The organism is Parabacteroides caeci, from assembly GCF_023656795.1.
Lineage (GTDB): Bacteria > Bacteroidota > Bacteroidia > Bacteroidales > Tannerellaceae > Parabacteroides > Parabacteroides segnis.
This window is the reverse complement of sequence record NZ_JAMOKT010000022.1, coordinates 77861-95562: the sequence shown is the minus strand read 5'-3', so window position 1 is coordinate 95562 and position 17702 is coordinate 77861. Positions and strand designations below refer to the sequence as shown.

General features: G+C 54.8%; 18 protein-coding genes and 3 pseudogenes. 4 read left to right on the top strand and 17 right to left on the bottom strand.

The genetic code is table 11. The annotated features are described in order from the left end of the window. Window positions 1-132 precede the first annotated feature (132 nt). The 17 genes and pseudogenes from NBH15_RS12990 to NBH15_RS12910 all read right to left on the bottom strand — a co-directional run bounded on the left by NBH15_RS12990 (window position 133) and on the right by NBH15_RS12910 (window position 14037). Window positions 133-714 carry a conjugal transfer protein TraO gene (locus NBH15_RS12990; protein WP_250822798.1) on the bottom strand — a complete coding sequence of 194 codons (582 nt, stop codon included), beginning with the start codon at window positions 712-714 and terminating at the stop codon, window positions 133-135. A gap of 1 nt (window position 715) precedes the next feature. Beyond that, the gene (gene traN, locus NBH15_RS12985) at window positions 716-1636 is read right to left on the bottom strand and encodes a conjugative transposon protein TraN (protein WP_004295447.1); all 921 of its coding nucleotides are present in this window, start codon (window positions 1634-1636) and stop codon (window positions 716-718) included. A 72-nt stretch (window positions 1637-1708) separates the two neighbouring features. Continuing rightward, on the bottom strand, window positions 1709-2989 hold the full coding sequence (gene traM, locus NBH15_RS12980) for a conjugative transposon protein TraM (protein WP_149935027.1): 1281 nt from the start codon (window positions 2987-2989) through the stop codon (window positions 1709-1711). Then, window positions 2964-3263 (bottom strand): TraL conjugative transposon family protein, encoded by a 300-nt coding sequence (locus NBH15_RS12975; protein ID WP_004295449.1) that lies wholly within the window; start codon window positions 3261-3263, stop codon window positions 2964-2966. Before NBH15_RS12975 ends, traM begins: the two co-directional genes overlap by 26 nt. A 4-nt stretch (window positions 3264-3267) precedes the next feature. Continuing rightward, entirely contained in the window at window positions 3268-3891 is a 624-nt protein-coding gene (traK, locus tag NBH15_RS12970) for a conjugative transposon protein TraK (RefSeq protein WP_004295450.1), read from the bottom strand. 11 nt (window positions 3892-3902) lie between these two features. Next, on the bottom strand, window positions 3903-4985 hold the full coding sequence (traJ, locus tag NBH15_RS12965) for a conjugative transposon protein TraJ (RefSeq protein WP_117742194.1): 1083 nt from the start codon (window positions 4983-4985) through the stop codon (window positions 3903-3905). 19 nt (window positions 4986-5004) lie between these two features. Further along, the gene (locus tag NBH15_RS12960) at window positions 5005-5625 is read right to left on the bottom strand and encodes a DUF4141 domain-containing protein (protein WP_004295452.1); all 621 of its coding nucleotides are present in this window, start codon (window positions 5623-5625) and stop codon (window positions 5005-5007) included. A gap of 35 nt (window positions 5626-5660) precedes the next feature. Beyond that, the gene (locus NBH15_RS12955; protein WP_004303798.1) at window positions 5661-5975 is read right to left on the bottom strand and encodes a DUF3876 domain-containing protein; all 315 of its coding nucleotides are present in this window, start codon (window positions 5973-5975) and stop codon (window positions 5661-5663) included. 14 nt (window positions 5976-5989) lie between these two features. After that, window positions 5990-7567, bottom strand: a pseudogene (locus NBH15_RS12950) (TraG family conjugative transposon ATPase); the annotation flags it as partial. A 113-nt stretch (window positions 7568-7680) separates the two neighbouring features. Further along, window positions 7681-9342 carry a group II intron reverse transcriptase/maturase gene (gene ltrA / locus NBH15_RS12945; RefSeq protein ID WP_004319152.1) on the bottom strand — a complete coding sequence of 554 codons (1662 nt, stop codon included), beginning with the start codon at window positions 9340-9342 and terminating at the stop codon, window positions 7681-7683. A 601-nt stretch (window positions 9343-9943) separates the two neighbouring features. Beyond that, window positions 9944-10864: pseudogene (locus NBH15_RS12940) on the bottom strand (TraG family conjugative transposon ATPase); the annotation flags it as partial. After that, window positions 10861-11187 (bottom strand): DUF4133 domain-containing protein, encoded by a 327-nt coding sequence (locus NBH15_RS12935; protein ID WP_032558190.1) that lies wholly within the window; start codon window positions 11185-11187, stop codon window positions 10861-10863. The pseudogene NBH15_RS12940 and the gene NBH15_RS12935, both read right to left, overlap by 4 nt. Window positions 11188-11207: 20 nt before the next feature. Further along, complete coding sequence (locus NBH15_RS12930; RefSeq protein WP_004303800.1) at window positions 11208-11510, bottom strand: DUF4134 domain-containing protein; 303 nt, start codon at window positions 11508-11510, stop codon at window positions 11208-11210. A 145-nt stretch (window positions 11511-11655) separates the two neighbouring features. Then, a complete protein-coding gene (locus NBH15_RS12925) occupies window positions 11656-12396 on the bottom strand; it encodes a hypothetical protein (protein WP_151878086.1) in 741 nt (246 codons plus the stop codon). Beyond that, window positions 12393-12812 carry a DUF3408 domain-containing protein gene (locus tag NBH15_RS12920; RefSeq protein WP_004303802.1) on the bottom strand — a complete coding sequence of 140 codons (420 nt, stop codon included), beginning with the start codon at window positions 12810-12812 and terminating at the stop codon, window positions 12393-12395. Before NBH15_RS12920 ends, NBH15_RS12925 begins: the two co-directional genes overlap by 4 nt. Window positions 12813-12855: 43 nt before the next feature. Further along, window positions 12856-13278, bottom strand: a complete 423-nt coding sequence (locus NBH15_RS12915) for a DUF3408 domain-containing protein (RefSeq protein ID WP_004295459.1) — start codon at window positions 13276-13278, stop codon at window positions 12856-12858. A gap of 6 nt (window positions 13279-13284) precedes the next feature. Continuing rightward, window positions 13285-14037 carry a ParA family protein gene (locus tag NBH15_RS12910; protein WP_007559008.1) on the bottom strand — a complete coding sequence of 251 codons (753 nt, stop codon included), beginning with the start codon at window positions 14035-14037 and terminating at the stop codon, window positions 13285-13287. A 70-nt stretch (window positions 14038-14107) separates the two neighbouring features. On the opposite strand from NBH15_RS12910, the gene NBH15_RS12905 reads away from it, so the two are divergent. The 4 genes and pseudogenes from NBH15_RS12905 to NBH15_RS12890 form a co-directional block, all read left to right on the top strand. Next, window positions 14108-14350, top strand: coding sequence for a hypothetical protein (locus NBH15_RS12905; protein WP_008620133.1), 243 nt, complete (start codon window positions 14108-14110; stop codon window positions 14348-14350). Window positions 14351-14740: 390 nt separating this feature from the next. After that, a complete protein-coding gene (gene mobA / locus NBH15_RS12900) occupies window positions 14741-15163 on the top strand; it encodes a conjugal transfer protein MobA (RefSeq protein ID WP_004295462.1) in 423 nt (140 codons plus the stop codon). Then, a complete protein-coding gene (gene mobB, locus NBH15_RS12895; protein ID WP_004319166.1) occupies window positions 15157-16302 on the top strand; it encodes a conjugal transfer protein MobB in 1146 nt (381 codons plus the stop codon). The genes mobA and mobB overlap by 7 nt, the downstream gene beginning before the upstream one ends. Window positions 16303-16339: 37 nt before the next feature. After that, window positions 16340-17488: pseudogene (locus NBH15_RS12890) on the top strand (YWFCY domain-containing protein); the annotation flags it as partial. Between the last annotated feature and the right edge of the window lie 214 nt (window positions 17489-17702).

Below are 17702 nucleotides of genomic sequence, written 5' to 3'. Positions count from 1 at the left end.
TTAAAAAATTAATAATAAAGCATAGGTAGACATCCTAAAATATGTTACCCAAAAAACACACAACTAACTGTTCGCAAGTTAAATACAATTATTATACAACATAAATTGAAAGCTAACATATGGGCTGAAATGTTATATATAACATTTGATACCCAGGCCGAACTGCGCGTGGAAATGTCCCGTTGTAGTGCCCCATAGGATACGCTCACGCCCCGTCAGCGAGAGGATAATCCTGTCGGTCAGGTACGCATCGACCTCCAGCGTGACGGCCCCGCCATAGAGGAAACGGTCGCGGTGGCGGAGCGTAGAGCCGTCATAGAGCCGCCTTTCGCCCCGGTTCACACTCTCGTAACCGGCCAGCGCCGAGCCGCCGAGGTAGAAGAAAAAAGTCCTGGACGGGTCGGCGAGGAACTTGTAATAGTAACCGCCCTCGGCAGTGAACTGCGCCACAGGGATACGTTCCGACTTGTAGGGGTAATAACGGTTCAGGAACTCCGCGCCGAACACCCACTTGTCGGCATTCTTCGCGTAGCGGCTCATGGCCAGCCCGAACCAGTAGCCCGTTTCGCTGCGGCTGTCCCGGGTATAGAAGCCGTCGGTCATGCCTCCCCGTATTTCCAGCCCGCGCATGGCGGGCAGGGCACGCTGGGCGTGCGCCCCGTCCGAAAGGAGGAGGCATAACCCCAGCGTGAGAATGAATATCGCCCGTTTCATATCACTTTACCTTTAACTCGTTGATAACACGTGCGCGCACCAGGTCGGCATTCTCCACCGTGAAAGTCTGGTGTCGCCCGCCCTGCTGCTCGTGCAGTTCCACGACCAGCTGCTTGTCGTCGGCCAGCGTGAACTTCGGGAGCGTGAAGACCATGCGCTCGGTACGCTTGCCGCCGATGACCTGCACGTTGTTGTACGCACGCACGGGCCATACGACCTGCTCCTGGATGGCCGTGCGTTTGGCCACCTTCTTGTCCGTAATCTTGAACGTCAGGTAGTCCACGTTGAAAGGCACGTTGGAGGAGTTTTTCAGTTGGAGGTGGAAATAAAGCAGGTCGTTATGCACGTAGATACCTTTGAGGAGGTATTGTACCCCGAAACGCTTGCAACCGATATGCTTGATCTCGCGGCGGTCATTCTTGTAAATGGACTGCATGATCAGTTTGACCAGCAGCGGAGATTCGCATCCCAACTCCTGCAAATAGATGTCCAGCGCATTATTGGGGCGGTTTACCGCCTCCCCGCCATGCAGGAAGTCCGCCATCTCGACCGACAGTTTCACCGGCTCGTCGGCATACTTGACATTGAAGCTGTAATAGGCCCCGTCCTCGGTAATGACCGAAAGGTTGCTCTCGCGCGAGAAATCACGCAGGGCCGCCTTTACACGCAGCACGTTTTCCGTGCCGTCGGCTTTCGCCGCCAGAAGATCCGAAGACCCCAGATCGACGTAACGGATGGCCGAGGGGAAAATCACATGAACGGTCTTGCTGAACGTCACCTCCAGCGCGTAGGGCGGGATAACCCGGTTGAAGGTCAGCGGACGGGTAAGACCGTCGTACAAATCGCCCGTGGAGGGCTTTTCCTGCGCGTGGGCAGCGAACATGCACCCGATAAAAGCGAGTGCCAGAAGAATCTTTTTCATACTCGATAATTTTTTGATTGTTGATAAAAATGGATTTTTTCAGTGGTGTACGGAAGTACGTCGTTTGTACCCTTATTGAAGGGGCGGGAGCAGCAGGACGCTGTAACCGGCCTTGAGCGTGACCTTGACCGAGCGCATCTTCTTGCTCACGTATTGCGACACGCCCTGGATGGCGCTGCGCCCCAGGTCGGAGAGCAGTTGCGAACCGGCATCGTCCGTGATCGTGATACTGCTGCCCATGCCCGCACCCATATTGGCGGCGATCTCCTTCACGGCATTGAGTTCTTCCGACCCCGGCACGGGAATACCCTCGTTGCCGTTCGTGTCATAGACCGACAGATCGACCGGAACGACCGCCCCGCCGTGCTGGACAGCGCTGACCTTGACCGTCAGCCGTTCGCCGTTGATCCTCGCCGCCCCCGTTACGGGCGTACCCGAGGGGATGAGCAGCTCTCCCGCCATCATCGGTTCCAGCAGCCGGAAAGTAACCTCCCCGCCATCGGTGAGCGTCACGGTTTGCTGCACGGCGGCACGGATACTGTTGCGCTCGGGCTCGCGAAGGTCGCTCCCCACCGTGTTGAAACCCCAGTTCCGGGGCTTGACGAACTCACGGGCGAAGACCGAATCGGGCAGCGGGGCGGCGAGCAGCGACACGATGTTACGGCGCACCTGGCGCACGGGCTGCACGGAAGCCTTGCCGGAAACGGAGGCTTTCTGACGCGGGGCTTCAGGGGCTTGACCGCCATTCATGTAGCGGGCGGCGATCTCGTAGGACTTCTCCAGCAGCGCCACCTGCTCCTCCTGGGCCGTTTTCTGCGCCTGCTGTTCTTCCAGGCGGCGTTCCAGTTCCTCGATGCGGGCCTGCATCTCGCGCTCTTCCCCCGTTTCACCGGCGGTGTCCTCGTAGAAACTGCCTAACTGGCGGTTGATGTCGGCATAGGCGGCACGGGAAGTCCGGAAAGCTCCCGACGAACCGCCGGCAGGGCCGGAAGACTTATCCGGCACGGCAGCGGGCATGACGGGCTCTTCCTCCTCGTCCTCCATCCCGAACGCGAAATCCTGCAAGGAGCGCATCTTTTCCCGCTCCCTGCGCCGCATCTCCTCCTGCACGTAGGCATCACGCTTGTCCGAGAGGATACCCTCCGATTCCGGGGTCGGCAGCTCCGTGTTGAAACCCGCCGAAGGCTCCTCCCGTTCTTTTTCGCCGGGGGAGAAGATCAGCCACATGCACCCGGCAAAGGCCAGGAAAAAGAGCGGGAAGACCACCATCTTCTTCCGCATCTGTATCTGCCGGGGCGTGAGTTCCTTTTTCCCCGCCTCCGGCCGTTTATTCTGTTTTTCGTTCGTCGTCATAATTGAAATCTTTTAGATGTTTTACACTGTCGGCCTCCTGCCGTTGTCTTAATTCCAGCTCCAGCCGCTCGATATGCCGTATCTGCATCCGTTCCCCGGCTCCCTTGCCGAAGCGGTAGATGGAAGACACGGTAAAGTAGAGCGACAAGACGGAAAAGAACAAGAGCAGCGTGAGGATCACGATAATCCGCTTATCGGGCGAGAGCGCCCCGCAAGCGCGGCGCAGGTGGTCTTCGACCCACTCCCCGAAAGCCTTTATTCTCTTCTTTGCCATAGCCTTATCTTTTTAATGTACGTAAATCGCGGTTCTCCAGAATCTCGAATTTCTCCATGATGAAACCCTGCGGGTTATTGTCCGAACGCCCCGAGTTGATCAGCTCGCAGCGCGTGACCAGCGAACGCTCGGTGATGTTGCTCTCGCGGACAATCATTTGCCGGGCATAGGTCATGGCCCGGTAGGGATAGGCGTTGAAGTCGCACACCACGGAGTCCACCTCGATACGCTGGCTGATGTTCCCCGACACCACACGGTTGTAGTAACCTTTCTCCTGCATGTCCTGGTAATAGGCGAAGGCGCTCTTATCGACCAGGAACAGCGCGCGGTTGATGTTGCTCTCGATGGCCGCACGGTCGGGCGAGAGGGTGAAGAACAACTCGTGAAAACGCCGGATATGTTCGCGCGCCTCCACGGGGCGGTTCTGGCTCAAATCCTGCGAGAGCGCCAGCATCAGCGACTTGCCCCCGTCCAGGACGTAGATCTTCTCGCGCTGCTTTTCGGCGAAACGGAAGCTCGCGACCACGCTGAACACGGATACCAGCGCGCACAGGCAGAGGAACACGATACCGAAAAGCCGAATCTGCCTGAAACTTGTTTCGATGTTTTTTAATGACTTGAATTCCATTGTCCAAATTGTTATGAATGATTATTGTTACCTTGTGTTGCCAGGTTGCGCCCGTTGGGGGCACTGCCCGAAGCCGGGCCGCCAACGCCGCCGTTACCGGAGGAGGAACCGCCACCGCCGCGACGCCCGAACGTGCGGCCGATCATGTTGCCGGCGATACCGCCAGCGACACCCGTGGCGAATGCCCCGGCCTTGTTGATACCGCCCATAGCCCCGCCGGCTCCGCCCGACTGGATCACCCACTCGGCAACGGTGGGGATCGTGAAATAGCCTATGATACCTATAATCAAAAAGATAATATAGACACCGCTGCCGCTGTCGGGAATGTAGTTGGGGTCTTGCAGGGCCAGGACGTCCGCCTGGAGCATCAACGTCTGGATCTTGGCCAGCACCGCGGAGAACAGGTCGGCGATGGGAAGCCAAAGGTACACGCTGATATAGCGGGAAATCCAGCTCGCGAGCGTCGAGTGGAAGCCGTCGTAAATGGAGAGGGCGAACGACAAGGGCCCCAGAATCGACAGCACGACTAAAAAGAATGTCCGCAGCGTGTCGATGGTAAGCCCCGCGGCGTTGAACAACAACTCGAAGAAGTCCCGGACAAGCTGCCGGAAACCGGCCTTGATGTCGTACCACGTGCGTTCGGCCCACATGCTGATAATCTCGCCCAAGTCCGTGATACCCATATCCGCAAGCCGTTGTTCATACACCTCGTCGTCCACTAACCAAGCCTTGCCCTCGCGCCTGCGGGCCTCGGCTTCCAAATCGTCCTTCTGTTGCTGGTATGCCTGCAAATCCAATGTCTGCCCCTCCAGTATGGCGTGCGTGCCCTGCACCACGGGCGACATCACGGCGTTGATCGTCCCCAGAACCACGGTGGGAAAGAACATCACGCACAAGCCGATGGCGAAAGGCCGCAGGAGCGGGAACACGTCGATAGGCTCCGCGCTGGCCAGTGCCTTCCATACCCGGTAAGCCACGTAAAAGAGCGCACCCAGGCCGGCGATACCTTTCGCCACCCCGATCATGTCGCCGCATAGCGGCATCATCTCCTGATACAGGTTCCGGAGAACCTGGTGTAAATTGTCGAAATCCATGACTGCCTCCGTTTTCAGGTTACCAATATCTGTCGTTCGGGTTCCCGTAAAGTGCCAGCACCCGGTGCGCGTCGCCCTTTTCGCGGCTGCGGATGAAGGACACGGAGATGGTCTTGCGCGTGTAATAGCGCGTGAGGTTGCGGTACTCCAGCATCTTCGTGTAAACCTGATCCACCACGTCCATCCGCTCCTTGTCCGAGAGCGAGAGGCCGTTGCCGCCGGTTATGACCGTCTTGAGTTCCGCCACCAGCGCACCGCCCTCCTCCAGCAGCCGGGCGTAACCCGCCGAGATCGCCGCCAGCTCGTCCACCGTGAAGTTCGGGTCTGAAACCATACGGTTGAATCCCGAGGTGTAGATTTCCGTGATCTCGCTGACCATTTCGAGTGTCAGCTTCACCTTCCGGGCATCCTTGATGATGTTATGCACCGATTTGAGGGCGTCGTAGTAAGCCTTGCTCTGGTTATAAATCTTGATACTCTCTTGCAGCGACTTGACCATGTTGGTCGCCGTGGTCGAGCTTTGAACCGCGCTCTTGATGTTCTGAACGAGGTTCGACGGGTCGATGACCGTCCACTGCGCTTTTGCCTGGTACGTGAAGCAAAGAAGCCCCACGAACAGCGTTAAAATCAATCGTTTCATCCTTTTCATTATTTAATTCGTGAATACTTGGGCGGTCATTCCGACGCCCGGTAATAATCCCCGTAGGCGGAGAGCTGGAGCACCTCGCGCCCCGCATCGTAGGCCAGGGCGACATACCCGTAGAGGTCGAAGTAACGGATACCTCCCCAATACTTCCTCACGGGACGGGAGAAGCGTGTCCCGTCCTTGTAGGACACCTCCACGTAAAAACCGCCGCCCCGGCGTCCCGGGTTGCGGTAGATGCGAACCCGGGGAGAACCCGAGCGGCTTTCCCACTCGCCCGCCACCTCGTACAGCGCGAAGTCCAAACGCGCCGCCGTGGGGTCTGATCCGATACACTTGCGATACATGGCCTGCCCTCCCTTTAACGTTTGCCCTCGGCGAGCTGCCTGATCGCCAGTTCCATATCACCGCCCAGCTCGCCGGCAAGCCGCTGTACCTCCACTTTCTCCGTTTCCTCGGTCGTGTAGGCCAGGTACTCCGGGACGCTGACCTCCGTGGCATAGACCGCCGACTGAACGCCGCCCAGACCGATCCAGACCTCCTTGTATTTACGGGAAGGGGCGTTGGACTGGTTAATCGAGAGAATCTGCGCCTTCTCCTTGTCGGTCAGCCCCAACAAGGACTGAATCGCGTTGAAACGGTTCATGAATTTGCGCTGGTCGAGCAGGATCTTGCAGTCCGAGTTGTTGATGATCGCCTCCTTGACCACCGGGCTGGAAATGATGTCCTCGACCTCCTGCGTCACAACGATGGCCTCACCGTAGTATTTGCGGACGGTTTTATACATATAACGCAGATATTCAGCCATATTGGCCGTAGAGAGCGCCTTCCAGGCCTCCTCGACGATGAGCTGTTTGCGTACCCCCTTGAGCCGTCTCATCTTGTTTATGAAAGCCTCCATGATGATAATGGTGACCACGGGAAAAAGCTCCTTGTTTTCCTTGATGGAATCCACCTCGAAGACCACGAAGCGCTTCGAGAGCAGGTCGATGTTGGCCCGGGAGTTCAGAAGGAAGTCGTAGCGTCCGCCCTTATAATACTGCCGCAGGGTGATGAGCATGTTGTCGATGTTGAAATCCTCGCGGCTGACCCGGATCTCCCGCTCCTCCAGCTCACGGCGGTAGTCGTCCCGCAGGTACTCGTAGAAACTGTCAAAACACGGCACGATATTCCGGTCGGCGCGGATACGCTCGATATAGGCGTTCACGGCACTGCCCAGCTCGCCGCTCTCGGTCTTCGTGATCTTGTCGTCCTCGGTTTTCCAGAGTGTCAGCAGCAGCGTCTTGATGCTGTCCTTCTTCTCCACGTCGAAATAGTAGTCGTCGGTGTAGAACGGGTTGAAACTGATGGGATGTTCCTCGGTATAGGTAAAATACACGCCGTCCTCACCTTTGGTCTTACGCCGGATCAGCTCGCAAAGACCCTGGTAGCTGTTACCGGTATCCACCAGCACGACATGCGTGCCCTGCTCCCAGTATTGGCGGACTAAATGATTCATAAAGAATGACTTGCCTGACCCCGAGCCGCCTAACACGAATTTATTCCTGTTGGTAATGATCCCTTTTTTCATCGGTTCGTCCGAGATGTCCAGGTGCAGGGGCCTGCCGCTTACGCGGTCGCACAGCTTGATGCCGAAAGGACTGGACGAGGATTTATAGTTGGTTTCCTCCGTGAAGAAACAGACCGCGGGCTCGATGAACGTGTAGAACGATTCCTCGGCGGGGAAATCCCCCGCATTGCCCGGCATACCCGCCCAGTAGAGCGTGGCGGCGTCCACGGTGTTGTGGCGCGGGCGGCACTCCATCAGAGCGAGCTGGCTGCCCACATCATTGCGGATATGCCGGAGCTCCTGCACGTCGTCCGACCAGGCCAGCACGTTGAAATGGGCCCGGACGGATTGAAGACCGAACGAGTGCGCCTCGTTGAGATACTGGTCGATGTCGAGTAGGTCAGCCCCCTTACGGGAGCTTTCCCCTCTAAGAACCGTACGTGAGAGTTTCCCCTCATACGGCTCAAGCAATTCAAAACTTTTATTTGTAACTAAAAGCCGGCTCATAGTAACTTCCATTTATTTCTGTTAGTAATTCGGCTGCAATGGTCATGTATTAGGACTTTCGCCTTTCTACTGCTCCCTGTCATTTCAGTAATTTTCCAGGGAGTTTCCCGTGTGATGTGCTTGCCACACACAGGGCAACATTGCATTTGCTGATTCCACAGGCGATAGATATATTGCTTGCCGTCTAAGTGTGCAAGCATTCTTCGGGTCTTGTATTGATCGAAGAAATCTTTCCAATCGGCATCATACGGGTTGGCCTCACTGCGGATTTTGATATGTCGCTTTATTTTCGTATCCGACAATCTCACAAGAGTGTGGTATTTATCCACTTTCCTGTTTTCAAGCGGTACGGCAAAAGTCCAGCTTCTACCTCTTACAGTGTGATAATACTTGTTGGCAATCCATCGTTTACCTTTTTTGGGATGTCTTCTGCGAGACCATCGCCATAGTTTGTTGAAAATTTGTGCATCTGTTTTACGGAAAGTTTCCGATGCAGAACACCCCTTGTAGTAGTTCGCCCATCCTCTAATGACTGGGTTTAGCAATCGTATCAAAGATTGTTGCTTAGAAGACTTGTTCTTGTCCACTATTTCACGAACCTTATCTAAAAATCTCTTTCGACTCTTCTTGGATGGTTTTGTGATAAACTTGCCTTTATATTTTCTGATATTGAACCCAAGAAAATCAAACCCTTCTTCTATATGAGTTATCTTAGTCTTTTCTTCTGATAAGGTAAGCCCTCTTGCTTGAAGAAACTCAATGACTAATGGTTTAACATGGTTCTCCAACAACTCCTTACTCTCTCCTGTGATAATAAAATCATCCGCGTAGCGAACAAGATTTATCATAGGAGTATAGTAATTTTTCTTCGAGCGGTTTATCGGAAAGCTATCGGCAAGCAGTTTTTCCAGTCCGTCCAAAGTCATATTTGCAAGAGTTGGGGAGATGATGCCGCCTTGAGGAGTTCCCTCCTCTGTCGGAAAAAGTTGCTTGTTGAAAATAAATCCACTTTTCAACCATTTACGGAGCAAAACTTTATCCATAGGGATATTGTCAAGCAACCATTCATGACTGATATGGTCGAAACAACCTTTGATATCACCTTCTAAGATCCATTGTGGGGATGTCGTCCTTGCCAGGTCATTGAAGCATTGTTGAACGGCATCTGCCGTGCTCCTTTCTTTTCTGAAACCATAAGAATTGGCATCAGCCGTTGTTTCAGCTACGGGAGCCAGTGCCATCAGATACAATGCCTGCATAGCCCGGTCTTTCATAGTTGGTATACCCAATGGTCTTAATTTCCCGTTACTCTTTCTGATATGTACTCGTCTCAGAGGTTGGGGTGTATAACCTCTCCTTTTCAGTTCGGTTATTGCACACACTTTAGCATCTGGCGTTTTCCATGTTACCATATCGACGCCAGCCGTTTTACTCCCATTATTGGAAGTTACACGTCTTACCGCTAATGCTTTAGCGTAAAACGAGTGGGTCAGTGTCCACTGCAAGGCTTTGACCTTGTTGTGGCGACCCTCTTTTTGAGCCTTTACAATACGCGCTTGTAGCTTTTGAACCGCAGCTTCGCATTTGAGCCAATTTATACTGTCCCATTTGCTCTGCGTTTGGTCAGTCGATGCACACGATTTTTTAATTTCGTTCATTTGCTTTTCTCCTTTTAAAAGTTCTAAAAGTTTCTTGTAAAGAATCACCTACCGCAGAAGTCAGCCTGCTTTCGCAGCGGGATGATGTTTCAATCCCTATTCACCCCATTACAGGGTGGCATTCGCTTTTTCTGCAATCCTATACCCGCACTCCATTCGGCATTCCTTACGGTCTGCTTACCTGTCATTGGCAGGAGAAATACGGGCTTACTACGTTCCGTGCAAGTAACTTATAAGTGGGTTAGGTTCTGTCTATTACACCGGCAGTACTCTGTTCGTGTATTCCCAGAATGGAGAGGAATAACCGACTGCTTCCCTTTTGGGCTGAAGCCTATCAGTATCTTTGGCTTCTTCAACCTTACGACGTTTAGACGACAGTTCGCTTACGCTAACCATACCACCCAAGCCAAGCTCCCTGACTGTATGATACTAACAGCCATTGTCTTTCCCTCACGGTTCTGACTGCTCCTTTCGGAAGGGCTACCTTGTCTGGACAGCTTTGATACAGTATATTACTATTGGTGCATCTGTCCATAGGCTACCGTTGACGAAACAACGGGTTAAATCTAAGTTTAACAATTACTTACACAGCGACGTATCGCACCCACTCCTTGTTTATCTGGTTCCCGCGGGAGTAGCGGGAAAGGGACTGCATGTTACGCGCACGTTTCTCGAACATACGCAGGTTTTCGTCGCTGTCTTCCAGGAACACGTACTGGTTGTAAAGGTGGTCGCAGGAAAGCAGAAGCCCCACGGGGGCCGCGAACGAGAGCAGGCAGTCCGAACGGTCGGTGGAAAGACGCTCGTAACGGGTGTCCGTACCCACGCGCCCCGGCAGGTCTTCCGTGTCCGAGAGCGTGTGCAGGCACACCCGTTTGTTACCCACGCGCAGAACCTCGGCCCCCAGCTCGATGTCCTGAAGAGAAGTCGTCTCCGAGAGCGAGAGGGAAAAGTACCGTTCCAGCAGGCCCGGACAATCCGCCGTACCCGTGATCTCGTCCCCCGTGAGGCGGACAAGGGTCAGGAAACCCGAATCGTTCAGAATACGCTCGAACTGTTCCGCCGCCTCCAGGAATTTTGTCGCCGCCTCCCGGTTTACCTCTTTGGGAATGATGTTGCCCCGGCAGAGGGTCGAGAAGTCTGAACGCATGTGCATACGCTCCCTCGTCGTTTTCGTCAGGTAGAGGAAGCAGGCGTGGGTCAGGAACGGACGCTCGTTGAAATGCCGCTCGTAACTGCGGGAGAGGAAACTCATGTCCCCCTCGCCCGTGGCCGGGCGGTAACGCTCGCGGATGAACCAGTCCTGCTTGTGTACCACGCTGTATTCGGGCAAGACCTTCAGGGCCTTGCACCAGGCGGCGTGGATCGCCTCGTACTCGGCGGACGTGACGGTGAACAGCTCCGGGAGTTCGACCCGATAGACGACCGTTATGTCCGCGTCCTTGCTGATGATACAACCGCCTTCCACGGCCAGGAGCGGGAACTTGCTTTCCAGCGTGGTAGCTTTCAAGATGTTTCTCATACGCGGCCCCCCTTTCTTTTCAGCAACCGGCGCAGGGACTTGCGGTTGAGCAGGTAGCGGGGATGCCGGCGCGCGGCGAGCAGCTTCATCAGCCCGTGTTCCCCGTAACGGGCGTTCAGGCGGAAGGTAAGCCAGACCAGCACCGAAGCCGCCGCAACGCCGAAAGCGATACATACCCACTGATCGACCCCTGCCATGTAGAGGATGACGAACACCACGAAGACGGCCAGCAGGCCGCCCGCGAAGATGAAGAGGTACTGCGCCTTCAGGCCCCGGAACTCCACGCTCTTGCCGATTCCCTTGTTGATTCCATATTCCATAATTATTTGCATGACAGGTTGGACTACAAGAAGAAAGAGCGTAGGATCGTCGCGGCGACAATCAGGAAAATACACGCGCCGAACCAGCTCGCGGCGGTCTTCGACGTGTCGGGGTCGCCGCTCGAAAACTTGTTATAGACCTTGATCCCCCCGATAAGGCCGACCACAGCCCCAATCGCGTAGATGAGCTTCGTTCCGGGATCGAAGTAGCTGGTTACCATGTTGGTAGCCTCCGTAATGCCGGCGATGCCGTTGCCCTGCGCGAAGGCGGAGGAGATGGCGGCAAAGAGAAATGCCGCCGGAAGAAGAATCTTGTTCTTTCTCATAACTCGATAATGTTTGAATTGTGGCGCGGGGATGGATAGGCCCCGCACCGGGTTAAACTTCTTGATTCGGATTTTTTCAGTGGTTCGAGGATAGCCTCACGCGCTACCCGTAGTCTTTTTCTTTCATCGTGATGTCATTATGGGGTTAAACAAACTCACGGACGTCGAAACCCGTGGGAATCGAACCCTGCGGAGATGGGCTTTCCGCAGACCTCTCGGACATACGCCGGTGAAAGGCCGAGAGGTAGGTGTCGATCAGGGATTTTACCCTGTCGTTCCCGTCGGGGCGGCCCGAAACGATGACCTCGAACATGTCGGTCTGTTTCAGGCCCAGGAGGACACGTCCCGTTTCCTCCCTTTGCTCGTCTGTTGAAGGTGGATCGTGTACCACGTGGCGGTAGGCTTCGCCCATCTGTTCAAAACTAACCCCCTGGGCAAGCGAGCGGCCCAAAAGGGGCAGCTCTTCGGTGTCGTCTTCATCCTCGTCATAATCCGGCTCCTCCGCGTCCGCATCCGGGAAAGATTCATCGTACAGCGGAAAGTCGATTTCCAGAGGTTCGTTAGGCTCCCCCTCGGGAGCGACACCGAACACTTCATCCAGGTCTTCCGGCGGAATCTGCCGGGGGTGTTCGGGTACATTCGTGGGCACAAATATATCGGCTTTTTCCGTAACTTTTTCAGTTTCAGATTCTACGGCAGCTTGTGGCCGGGAGTGGCGCGGGGCGAGGACAAAGCGGCTCCTGCCGATGATCTCCTGCCGGCAGGGCGTGTCTTCGGCAACGATCCCGTCTGCCGATTCGTTATGTTCCATCCGCCGCAGGCGGAAAAACGCCCACAAGGCATACCCCACGGCAAAGAGGGGCAGCAGCCACAACGCCCCGTTCATCGCTCCTCCGCTTTGGGTTGCAGGGAGGCCACGGCCTCACGCTCCTCGAAAAGCCGCTCGATGGTTTCCCGGTTATCGTCCAGGTGCGCCTTGAGAACCTTGTCCACGTAGGCCGTGATCGTCACGTCGCCACGACCGATGACACGGGTGATCTCGCGGATACGCTCGTGGTACGACGGACGTATCTTCACGTGCTTGTTACCGGCGAAAGGCAGCCGCAGCAGGCAGATGTAACGGGCCAGGTACTCGGCCTCGGGGGTGGGGACAGTCCCCACGGCGACCTCCCCCGAAGGGCCGTCGGGGACGATAAGGGTTTTCATCCTGCGCCGGTAGCGGCACACGCGGAAGATGAAGGGTACGGCGACGCAAAGGACGGCCGCCAGGATAACAGATAAAATAATTGCTTTGTCTGACATGATGGATTGTTTTTAATGGATTGTAAAAATATTGGGTTCATAACTAAAAAATATCGGAGTTCCGTTTCTTGTAGAGTTCCGAAATTTCCTCCTGATAGGTAGCGAAATGCTGCTCCAGCACATTGTCCAGGTAGCTATACAGCGAGAGTTCGTTCTTACCGATAACCTGCACTATCCGGGTTATACGCTCGTGAAACTCCTTGCGGATATACACCGTTTTGCCGCTTCGGGTATTGGAGGGGGCGTTCCGGATAAAAAGACGCTCGTAATCCTGGCCTTTCCCTCTTCGGCGGCGTCCCTCCTCTTTCGTAGCCGACGAGGAGGCGGCCTCGCCGGACGGTTCCGATAGAGCCGATGCCTCCTCCTCTTTTTCCGGCGTGTAAGGATGTAATGGCCGGTTTCGGCTTTTGGCCTGGCTGATGATGAAGGAAGCGTCCAAACCGTCGTCATGTTCTTTTCCGCTCATAAGATCCTACTTTAACAGTTCGATCAATTCATCCACGAGTTTATCCAGGTTGCTGCCCCGGATCAAAGAACGGTCTGCCGGGAAGAGCGTGGAGCGGAAGACAGAGCGACGGCTGGCGTTCTGCTCACGACGAAAACGCTTGGTGTCAGGCAGGAAGGTCTTCAGAACAGGAAGATCCAGCTCTTTCATTACCGCCTCGTAAACCTGATATAACTCTGTTTTTTCACGTCCGTCCACCATGTTCCATAGCATATACAGCCCTTTCATCCGGGACTTCTCGCGGCCCATGATATGCTCTTTTACCACAACCGCGTAATTCAGGGTGCTTTCCATGACAACCCGGTCGGCACTGATCGGGGCGACGAGATAATCCATTCCGGCCAGGGAATGAATCAGATCCTCGTTATTGATCGTACCGGGAAGGTCGAAGAACACATAATCGAAATCACCTTGCGGCAGGAGGTAGTCGGCATCGGCCAACGCCTCTTTCGTGTTGCTTTCCACGACGGGATAGGCTTTCTTTTGAAGCCGGGTGAATTGTTCGTAAGCTAACCTCTTGTAATGTTCGTCTTCGAGGGCAAGCTTCAGGTCACGTTCCCGCATCTCCACGATGGAGTGTTGGGGATAATCGCAGTCGATGACCGCGACATTGAAACCCTTTACATAGTGCAGGTAAGAAGCTGCCAGCACCGTGAGGGTGGTTTTACCCGCTCCGCCTTTCTGGGTGGAGAAGGCCACGAATTTCGTTTTCTCTTTCATTGTTCCATGCGTTTTTAGTTATACAATCGGGTAATCGTTCATCTCTTCACGTATCCGGGCAAGTGACGGCATGAGATTTTATGCAGGTATGCCGGCACGCATATATGCTGGTGCGCTGGCAGGCTGTTACGCCGGTATGCCGGTGCATGGGCGCGTGTCCGATTTTATACTCATGCGCAACCGCATTTGCTTATCCGGACAAAGACCCGCTTTTTCCTCTGCACACGGTGTTTTCTGCATCCGTCCGCACGTGTGCGGACAGGAGGATGTGTCATTGCCCGTATCCGTTCTCACGTGCAAAGTAAACCCTTAAAAACACGGGTTGTATGCTCTTTTTCCGCTATGGCCGCGTGTGGCATCAAAGTGGACGCAAGTGGCGTAATCACTTGTAGTACAAGCGATTGAATAGGTCGGTATCTTTGCCTCGTGAACGATCCCGACGCTAATGAAGCCGTCCTTGCCCCGTTTTACGGCGGCTCTTTCAATGTTCTGTCCGCGAGCGGGCAGAAGGTATTTGCAAAGGGCAAATAGCAAGCTGTGTTTTCTGCTGCACGATTCTCGTTTTGCAGCAGAAAACAGCTTGCCCGCAAGGGGGAGAAAGCACCTCCGGAGTCGGTGCTTTTCAGAAGGGCGGCAAGCCGCGAAGGGATCGGAATTTTCAGGAACCGGTGGGGCCCTGGCCTCTCCTTAAAATTTCGATGCGATGGAAAAGAACAGAAAGCCCCGAGGGGGCAAAGGGGGACGACCCGCGAAAAACGACCCGGCCGTTTACCGCTTTTCGGTAAACTTTTCAGCCGTGGAACATGCCCGTTTCCTCGACCTTTACGAGCAGTCCGGGCTATTGTCCAAAGCCGCTTTTATCAAAGCGAGAGTGTTCAACGAGGCGTTCCGGGTGGTAAAGACCGACCGGGGAACGCTCGAATACGTGGCGAAGCTGACCGCTTTCCACGCCCAATTCCGTGCCGTGGGAACGAATTACAACCAGGTGGTGAAGGAGCTGCACGCGCATTTTTCCGAGAAGAAAACACTCGCGCTGCTCTATAAACTGGAGAGAGCGACACGTGAACTGGCGGCCGTCGGGCAGCAGGTCGTGTCGCTCTCCGAAGAGTTCAAACAGCGATGGTAGCCAATATCACCACCGGAAAAGACGTGTACGGCGCGCTGGCGTACAACCAGGAGAAAGTCGATCGGGGCGACGGGAAGGTGCTGCTGACCCACATCGTGAGGGAGCCGGCGGATGGGCGCTTCAACGTGGCCGCGACGGCAGAAGACCTCCTGCGCTGGATGCCCTCGCACTACCGGACGGAAAAACCCGTCGTGCACGTGTCGCTCAACCCGGCTCCCGAAGACCGCCTCGACGACGGGCAACTCGCGGAGATAGCCGGGGCCTACATGGAGCGCATGGGCTGGGGAGGACAACCTTATATCGTATTCAAGCATACCGACATCGGACGGGAGCATATCCATATCGTGTCGGTGCAGGTGGCCCAGGACGGGCGCAAGATAAACGACAGCAGGCGCAACGAACGCAGCGTGGCCGTTACCGAGGAACTGGAACGGGAGTACGGACTGCATCCCGCCAAAGGGAGAAGGCGGGAGAAAGGGCAAGGGATCGTCCCCGCCGATTACACGCGGGGCGACCTGAAACGCCAGGTGGCAGCGGTAATAAAACCGGCCGTGGCGACATACCGCTTCCAGACCCTCGGCGAGTTCCGGGCATTGTTGTCCTTATATAATATAGGTATAGAGGAAGTCCGGGGAGAGCGGAACGGAACCCCCTACCGGGGATTGCTCTACACGCTGCTGGACGAGAACGGGGACAAGGCAGTGGCCGCGCCGCTCAAATCCTCACTGTTCGGTAAAGAGGTCGGGTATGACGGGCTGGAACGGCACATGGAGCGCAACGCCGAACGGTTCGGGAAGGACGACACGAGGAGGCAAATCCGTGGCCGGGTCGATAAAGCGCTTCGGGGAGAACCCACGGAGGAAGAACTGCGCGAACGCCTGCGGGGAGCCCGGGTGGATCTCTACATACGACGCAACGAAAACGGCCGCATCGTGGGAGTGACGTTCATTGACCACGAAACACGGACGGTCGTGAACGGATCACGGCTGGGAAAGGCATACTCGGCCAACGCCTTCGAGCTGCGCTTCGGCGGGAAACGGAATCCCGGGGAAAACACGAGGGACTTGTCCCCGAAACAAGCGCCTGCCGGACGGGACGGGCAACGGAAGCGGAATACCTCACGACGGAGGAAAGTATAACATCTCAATTATCATTCATTTATTAAATTTTACGGTTATGCAACAGGAAGACGACCTTCGGGGTCTTGCAAAAACAATGGATTTCATGCGGGCATTGAGTATCTTGTTCGTGGTTATCAACATCTACTGGTTCTGTTACGGGCAGATACGGGAATGGGGAATCAATATCGGCGTGGTCGATAGGATTCTGCTGAACTTCGACCGCACCGCGGGGCTGTTCCGGAATATACTATGGACGAAACTTTTCGCCGTCGTGTTCCTCGCCCTTTCATGCCTCGGGACAAAAGGAGTAAAAGAGGAGAAAATTACCTGGCGGAAAATCACGGCATCGCTGGCCACGGGAGGCGTGCTGTTCTTCTTCAACTGGTGGCTGCTGGACTTGCCGCTGACGGCGATGGCGAACGCGGCTTTCTACATACTGACCCTATCGGCCGGGTATATCTGCCTCTTGATGGGCGGCGTGTGGATGTCCCGCCTGCTGAAGAACAATCTCATGGATGACCCTTTCAACAACGAGAACGAATCATTCCAGCAGGAAACACGCCTGATCGAGAACGAGTACTCCATAAATCTGCCGACGAAATTTTACTATAACAAACAGTGGAACAACGGGTTCGCCAATGTCGTAAACCCGCAAAGGGCTTGCATCTGCATGGGAAGCCCGGGCAGCGGGAAGAGTTATTGTGTTGTAAACCAGTTCATTAAACAGCAAATCGAAAAGGGCTATACCCAATACATCTATGACTACAAGTTTCCCGATCTTTCGGAAATCGCTTACAACCACCTGCTGAATCACCAGAAAGGTTACAAGAAAATCCCGACTTTCTACGTCATAAATTTCGACGACCCGCGCCGCTCGCACCGCTGTAACCCCATTCACCCGGACTTCATGACCGATATTTCGGACGCCTACGAGAGCGCCTATACCATCATGCTCAACCTGAACCGAAGCTGGGTGCAGAAGCAGGGCGATTTTTTTGTGGAAAGCCCCATTATCCTTTTTGCGGCCGTGATCTGGTTCCTGCGCATCTACGACAACGGGCGGTATTGTACCTTCCCGCACGCCATCGAGTTCCTGAACAAGCGGTACGAGGATATTTTCCCGATTCTGACATCCTACCCGGAACTCGAAAACTACCTCAGCCCCTTTATGGATGCCTGGCTCGGAGGCGCTCAAGACCAGCTCCAGGTGCGCCCATAAGGGCATATAATAAATATAGCTTTGGCAAGCTATTAGGTTCGTGTTCTTTGAAATAATAACCTATCACCAGCCGACTTATCCATTCAACGAAAGACGATGGGGAGTGTAGCATGTCGGCAAAGCCACGAGTGGACTAACTGTCAAGTCTTGACCGAGTGGCGAGGTGAAACGATAGATATGAGGATAAAGCCTATACTGG